Annotated in this window: 8 protein-coding genes; 4 read left to right on the top strand and 4 right to left on the bottom strand. The window is 76.4% G+C overall.

What is annotated here, in order from left to right:
• Positions 1-239 (top strand): Rieske 2Fe-2S domain-containing protein (locus E9565_RS13820; RefSeq protein ID WP_236835497.1); only part of this gene is annotated, 239 nt, incomplete at its 5' end.
• 34 nt (positions 240-273) lie between these two features.
• Here the strand turns inward: E9565_RS13820 and E9565_RS13815 are convergent.
• On the bottom strand, positions 274-750 hold the full coding sequence (locus tag E9565_RS13815) for a DUF2000 domain-containing protein (RefSeq protein ID WP_236835495.1): 477 nt from the start codon (positions 748-750) through the stop codon (positions 274-276).
• Positions 751-800: 50 nt separating this feature from the next.
• On the opposite strand from E9565_RS13815, the gene E9565_RS13810 reads away from it, so the two are divergent.
• Entirely contained in the window at positions 801-1,595 is a 795-nt protein-coding gene (locus E9565_RS13810) for an AraC family transcriptional regulator (protein ID WP_236835493.1), read from the top strand.
• Here E9565_RS13810 and E9565_RS13805 read toward each other — a convergent pair.
• A complete protein-coding gene (locus E9565_RS13805) occupies positions 1,577-2,176 on the bottom strand; it encodes a helix-turn-helix domain-containing protein (protein WP_236827616.1) in 600 nt (199 codons plus the stop codon). The genes E9565_RS13810 and E9565_RS13805 overlap by 19 nt on opposite strands.
• Before the next feature lie 68 nt (positions 2,177-2,244).
• Between E9565_RS13805 and E9565_RS13800 the strand changes: the two genes are divergently transcribed.
• Positions 2,245-3,192, top strand: a complete 948-nt coding sequence (locus tag E9565_RS13800) for an NAD(P)/FAD-dependent oxidoreductase (RefSeq protein ID WP_236835491.1) — start codon at positions 2,245-2,247, stop codon at positions 3,190-3,192.
• Positions 3,189-3,824, top strand: a complete 636-nt coding sequence (locus tag E9565_RS13795; RefSeq protein ID WP_236835489.1) for a bifunctional 2-polyprenyl-6-hydroxyphenol methylase/3-demethylubiquinol 3-O-methyltransferase UbiG — start codon at positions 3,189-3,191, stop codon at positions 3,822-3,824. Before E9565_RS13800 ends, E9565_RS13795 begins: the two co-directional genes overlap by 4 nt.
• Before the next feature lie 205 nt (positions 3,825-4,029).
• Here E9565_RS13795 and E9565_RS13790 read toward each other — a convergent pair whose 3' ends face one another.
• Both E9565_RS13790 and E9565_RS13785 read right to left on the bottom strand, forming a co-directional pair.
• The gene (locus E9565_RS13790) at positions 4,030-4,821 is read right to left on the bottom strand and encodes a hypothetical protein (protein ID WP_236835488.1); all 792 of its coding nucleotides are present in this window, start codon (positions 4,819-4,821) and stop codon (positions 4,030-4,032) included.
• A gap of 100 nt (positions 4,822-4,921) precedes the next feature.
• Positions 4,922-6,352, bottom strand: coding sequence for an MFS transporter (locus E9565_RS13785; protein WP_236827612.1), 1,431 nt, complete (start codon positions 6,350-6,352; stop codon positions 4,922-4,924).
• Positions 6,353-6,406: the final 54 nt, after the last annotated feature.

Genomic DNA, 6,406 nt, shown 5'->3' with positions numbered 1-6,406 from the left:
CGGGCGGGGTGCAGATCGCGGTGTTCCGGCTGCGCGACGGCTCGCTGCACGCGACCCAGGCGGCCTGCCCGCACGCCGGCGGGCCGCTGGCCGACGGGCAGACCGACGTCGACGTGCTGGTCTGCCCGCTGCACCAGTACGCCTACCGCTGGGCCGACGGCGCCTCGACCAGCGGCGCCGCCCCGATCCGCGTCTACCCGGTGCACGAGGAGGACGGCGCCCTCGTCGTCACCCTCTGACGCGGCGCTCTGCGCACAGAACGCCGGAAGGGGCTCACGGGTGCATCCGGGCGCCCTTGACCACCTTGTCGACGGCGTTCTTCGGGCCGTGCAGGGCGATGCCGACGAGGTCGAGGTCGGCGGCGGCCACCGCCCGGACGGCGGCGCGGTTCTCGGCGTCCCCACCCGTGGCGAACAGGTCCGCGGTGAACACCGACGTCGGCAGCCCGCGCTGCAGCGATCGCTCCCTGGCCGTGGCGAGCACGTCCGCCGAGCCGGTCATCACGAGCACCGGCTGACGGATCATGGCCAGGTACCGGGTGCCGTCGGCGTCCTCGTACGGGCGGCCGATCAGTTCGGGGATCGCCGCCGCCACCGCGCCGGCCAGGAACGCGGTGACGTTGAGCTCCTGCCAGGGCAGCAGCCCCTCGCGCAGGAGGACGACGATCTTCGTCGGCCAGGGCGGGCCCGACTCGCCGGGGACGGCGACGGTGCCGGGCGTGCTCTCGGAGGCGGTCTGCGCGATCGTCATGGCGTCCAGCGTCGCGTCGCCACCGCCCTGGGGTCTTGTACGTTCCTGACGTGACAGGCCCGGCCGAGGTGGTGGCCTGGCGCCCGCGGGTGCCCGGGCTGACCGAGGTGCTGCACGCCCGGTTCCCCGACCACGCCTACCCGTCGCACACCCACGACGCGTGGACGCTGCTGCTGGTCGACGACGGAGCGGTCCGCTACGACCTCGACCGGCACGCGCACGGCGCCTCGCGGGCCGTCGTGACGCTCCTGCCGCCGGGCGTGCCGCACGACGGGCGGTCCGAGCTGCCGACGGGCTTCCGCAAGCGGGTGCTCTACCTGGAGCCGGAGGCGCTCGGGGCCGAGCGGGTGGGGCGGGCCGTGGACCGGCCGGAGTTCGCCGACGACGTGCTGCGCGACCGGGTCTCCCGGCTGCACGCGGCGCTCACCCCGCACTCGGAGGACCTCGAGGCGCAGAGCCGGCTGGCGTTCGTGATCGAGCGGCTCGGGCAGCAGCTGGACCGGGTGGTCGCGCCGCCCGGCACCGTCCGCGACTCCCGGGTGGCCGACGCGCTGCGGGAGCTGCTGGACGCGCGGCTGGTCGAGGGCGTGGACCTGGGGGTGGCCGCCGGCCGCTTCGGTGTCACCCCGACGCATCTGGTCCGGGCGTTCACCCGGCGGCACGGCCTGCCGCCGCACCGCTACCTGACCGGCCGGCGGATCGACCTCGCCCGCCGGCTGCTGCTCGACGGGGTGCCGGCCGCGCAGGTGGCGACGGCGGCCGGTTTCTACGACCAGGCCCACCTGACCCGGCACTTCCGCCGGATGCTGGCGACGACGCCGGCCGCCTACGCCCGCTCGGCCTGAGCTCCGGTCGCCGGGCGGGCGCGGACGTGCATCCGCTCGCCCTGCGGGCCGAAGAGCACCAGCGCCTCGGCCGGCTCCGGGAACGGGTTGGAGAAGGTGTGGGGCACGCGGGTGTCGAACTCGACCACCTCGCCCTGCCCGAGCACGAAGTCGCGCGCGCCGAGCAGCAGCCGGATCCGGCCGGAGAGCACGTAGAGCCACTCGTAGCCCTCGTGCGTCTTCTGGTCGGTCTCGGTCACCCGCCACCGGGCGGGCAGGATCATCTTGAACGACTGCAGGCCACCGGTCTGCCGGGTCAGCGGCACCATCGTCATGCCGTCCTCCCGCTCGATCGGGCGCCCGTGCACCCGTGGGTCGGCCGGCGCCGGGGTGTCGACCAGGTCGTCGATCGCCACGCCGTAGGCGCGGGCCAGCGGCAGCAGCAGCTCCAGGGTGGGCCGCCGCCCGCCGGACTCCAGCCGGGACAGCGTGCTCACCGAGATGCCGGTGGTGGCGGCGACGTCGGAGAGGGTCGAGCCGCGCTCGGTGCGCAGCGCGCGCAGCCGCGGGCCCACGGTGGCCAGGACGTCGTCGTCGGTCATGCCGCCAAGTTTGCCACTCCAGCAATCATGCTTGCCGGAGTCGCCCGCCTGGGCCGACAGTGGGCGCCATGGACGAGCGGTACGACGTGGTGGTCATCGGAGGTGGCGCGGCGGGCCTGAGCGGAGCGCTCACCCTGGCCCGCGCCCGGCGCAGCGTGCTGGTGGTGGACGCGGGAGAGCCCCGCAACGCCCCGGCCGGGCACGTGCACAACTACCTCGGCCGGGAGGGCACGCCCCCCGCCGAGCTGTACGCGATCGGCCGGGGCGAGGTGGAGGGCTACGGCGGCACCGTCGTCCCCGGCCGGGTCGTGGGCGTGCGGCGCGAGGACGGCGGCTTCCGGGTCGCCCTGGAGGGCGGCGGGTCCGTGCGCGCCCGCCGGCTGCTGCTGGCCGCCGGCCTGACCGACGAGCTGCCCGCGATCCCCGGCGTCGACGAGCGCTGGGGCGGCACGGTGCTGCACTGCCCCTACTGCCACGGCTGGGAGGTCCGGGACCGGGCGGTCGGCATCGTGAGCACCGGCCCGATGGGGGTGCACGCCGCGGGGCTCTGGCGGCAGTGGACCGACGACGTGGTGCTCTTCGTGCACACCGGCGCCGAGCCGACCGAGGAGGAGCGCGAGCAGCTCGAGGCGCGGGGGGTGCGCATCGTCCACGGCGAGGTGGCCGGGCTCGAGGGCGCCGCCGCGGTCCGGCTGGCCTCCGGCGAGCTGGTCGAGCGGGACGCCGTCGTCGTCGCCACCCGGATGGTCGCCAACGCCGAGCTGCTGGCCGACCTCGGGGCCGTGCCGGTGCCGGTGGAGATGCACGGCGCGGTGCTGGGCACGCACCTGCCCGCCGACCCGACCGGGCGCACCGACGTGCCCGGCGTCTGGGTCGCCGGCAACACCGGCGACGTGAGCGCGCAGGTGGTCGTGGCCGCGGCGCAGGGCCTCCGAGCCGGGGCGATGATCAACGCCGACCTGATCCAGGAGGACGCCCGGGACGCGGTCGCCCGGCGGCGGGAGGTGGCGGCGTGAGCGCCACCGACCGCGAGACCTACGACGAGCTGTACCGGTCGGCATCGGCGGTGTGGAGCGGCCGGCCCAACCGGCAGCTCGTCGAGGAGGCGGCCGGGCTGCCGGCGGGCACGGCGCTGGACGCCGGGGCCGGCGAGGGCGGGGACGCCCTGTGGCTCGCGGAGCGGGGCTGGCGGGTCACCGCGGTGGACTTCTCACCGGTGGCCCTGGAGCGGGCCGCCGCGGCGGCGCGGGCCCGCGGGCTGGCGGACCGGGTCGAGTGGGTGCACGCCGACGTGGAGCAGTGGGCCCCGCCGGCGGGCGGCTTCGACCTGGTGACGGCGCACTACCTGCACGCGACCTGGGCGGACCGTGCCGAGGTGTTCCGGCGGCTGGCGGCGGCGGTGGCGCCCGGCGGGACGCTGCTGGTGGTCGGGCACCTGCTCGGCGACGGATGGGGCCACGGGGAGCACCACGCCCACGAGCCCGGGGTGCTCTACACCGCCGAGGACGTCGCGGCCGTGCTCGACCCGGACGAGTGGTCCGACGTCGTCACCGAGGTCCGCGTGCGCGACCCGGGGGCGGCGGAGCGGACCGGCAACCCGGTGCCCGACACCGTGCTCGTCGCGCGGCGGGCGTCGAGGAGCCGGTAGCGGCGGGGGAGGGATCCCCCGAGGGCCCGGCGGTGGTGCGCCTCCTCGGCCAGCTGGCGCGCGGCGACGACGGCTGCGCTCTCCGGCCGCGCGTGCCGGCCGACGGGCATGACGGGCTCCCTCCGGGTCCTCTGCCGGGGAAGACGTGCCGGGGAGGGCGGTCGGCACCACCGCGCGGATCACGAAGCGGTGACGATCCGGCGGGTCAGCTGCGCGGGAGGCCCAGGTCGGCGAGCGCGGCGGTCACCGCGTCCTCGCGGAGCACCTCCAGCACGAGCAGCCGGTGCACGAGCACCCCGCTGCGGGTCAGCCGCAGGTCGGCCATCCGGAGGCGGGGCAGCGCCGCGCCGCCGGGTCGCGGCTGGGCCGGCGCCGGGTCGAGCAGCCCGGTGCGCTGGAGCTCGGCGACGTCCTGCCGCGCAGCCCACGTCGTCCAGCCGCGCGGGTCGTCGTCGAGCGGGGTCATCGGCAGCGGCACCCGGTCGCGGCGGCCGACCGCGGCCAGCAGCGCGAGCTGCCGCCAGCCGAGCGCGCCGGCCAGCCGCAGCGCCCGGCCCACGACCCCGGGGTCGAGGTCAGGGGAGACGGCGACCTCGGCGAGCAGGTAGCCCAGGTGCCGCACCCGGCGCTCGTCGGTCGAGGCGCGGGCGGCCAGCAGCACCGTCTCGGTCAGCTCGTCGGCGACCGGCCGGTTGCCCGGGCGGTCGGCGAGGAAGTCGTCGCCGCGCACCGCCCGCCCGGCGCGGTGCAGCGTCACCGCGTGCTCGACCGCGAAGGCGAGCGCGGCCCCGGCCCGCACCCGCTCGCGGCCGGTGGGCAGGCCGGCGGCGTCGGCGGCGGCCCGGCGGAGCACCGCGGCGAACCCGTCGTGCACCTGCACCCGGGCGGCGGCGGGCTCGAAGACCACGGTCGCCGCGGCGGCGCTCATCGACCCCGCCACCGGGGCCCCGGCCTCGATGAGGCTGCGCCCGGTCGTGGTCTCCTCGGCTGCGGTCACCCGGCGATCTTCGTCGGTCGGGACGTCCGGCTGCACCCCGGGACGGCGCCGGCTCACCCGCGCGGGCCACGGGAGGCCCGGTCCGGGGGCCGCCGGCCGCTCACACGCCGGCGCGCTGCATCAGCGTGCCGCGCCGCAGGTAGACCGCCCAGGTGACCGCCACGCAGAGGACGTAGAAGCCGCAGAAGGCCAGCAGCGCCGTCTCCACGCCACCGGTCGCGCCGTAGGACTCCGACACGACCCGCGGGATGAACACCGCCCCCAGGGCGCCGACCGCCGAGATGATGCCGACGGCCGCCGCCGTGTCGCGCCGCGCGCGGTAGAGCACCTCCGCGGTGCTGTCCCCGGGGTGCGCGGCGGCCGCCTCGGCGCGGTAGATGATCGGGATCATCCGGTAGGTCGAGCCGTTGGTCATGCCCACGACCGCGAAGAGCACCAGGAAGCTGGCCAGGAAGCCGCCGAAGCTGCCGGCACGCAGGAACGCGATCGCCGTGCCGATCGCCGCGGCCTGGCCGACGAAGGTGACCACGGTGACCTTCGCGCCGCCCACCCGGTCGGCCAGCCAGCCGCCGAACGGCCGGGACAGCGAGCCGACCAGCGGGCCGAGGAAGGCGTAGCGGTAGGTGTCGGCGGCGAACTCGTTGGCCAGCACCAGCGGGAAGGCGCCGGAGAACCCGATGAAGGAGCCGAACGCGCCGATGTACAGGAAGGACATCACCCACGTCTGCCTGCGGCGGGCGATCGCGGCCTGGCCGGCGATGTCGGCCCGCGCGCCGGAGAGGTTGTCCATCCCGTACCAGGCGCCCACCACCGCCAGCACGATGAACGGCACCCAGATGAGGGCCACGTTCTGCACGAAGCGGGCCCCGCCGTCCGCCGTCGTCCCCGTGCTGCCACCGACGACGGCGATCGCGCCGGCGGTGACCGCCAGCGGGCCGACCAGCTGGATGATCGCGACGCCGATGTTCCCGCCGGCCGCGTTCAGCCCGAGCGCGAAGCCCTTCTCCTTGTCCGGGTAGAAGAACGAGATGTTCGCCATCGAGGAGGCGAAGTTGCCACCGCCGAAGCCGCAGGTGACCGCCGTCAGCACCCAGAACCAGTAGGGCTGATCGGTGGTCGCGGCGACCGTGAGCAGGGTGACCGGGACCAGCAGCAGGGCGGCGCTGACCACGGTCCAGTTGCGGCCGCCCAGGAGCGCCGGCATGAACGTGTACGGCACCCGCATGACCGCGCCGACCAGCCCGGCGGTGGCGACCAGCCAGAACAGCTGGTCGCTCGTGAACCCGTAGCCGATCGAGGCGAGCACCGCGGTGGCGACGCTGAACATCTGCCACACGCTGAAGCCGATGTTCTCGGCGAGCACCGACCAGGCGAGGTTGCGCCGCGCCACCGGGCGGCCCTGCGGCGAGTCCCAGAAGCGCGGGTCCTCCGGGTCGTAGTGGTCGATCCACCGGGAGCCGCGCCGGGCCTGGGGCGCGGGCGCGGGCGCGGCCTCCTCGCCGGTCGTCCGGGCGGTGGGGGTGGTGGTCATCGGCGCATCCCTCGCACTCCGGGGCCGCCCGGGCGGGTGGCTCCTGTGCCGCCC

The sequence above is a fragment of the Blastococcus sp. KM273129 genome (assembly GCF_021698995.1).
Lineage (GTDB): Bacteria > Actinomycetota > Actinomycetes > Mycobacteriales > Geodermatophilaceae > Blastococcus.
Note: the sequence above shows the minus strand (reverse complement) of the source record. Positions and strands in the feature narration are given on the sequence as shown.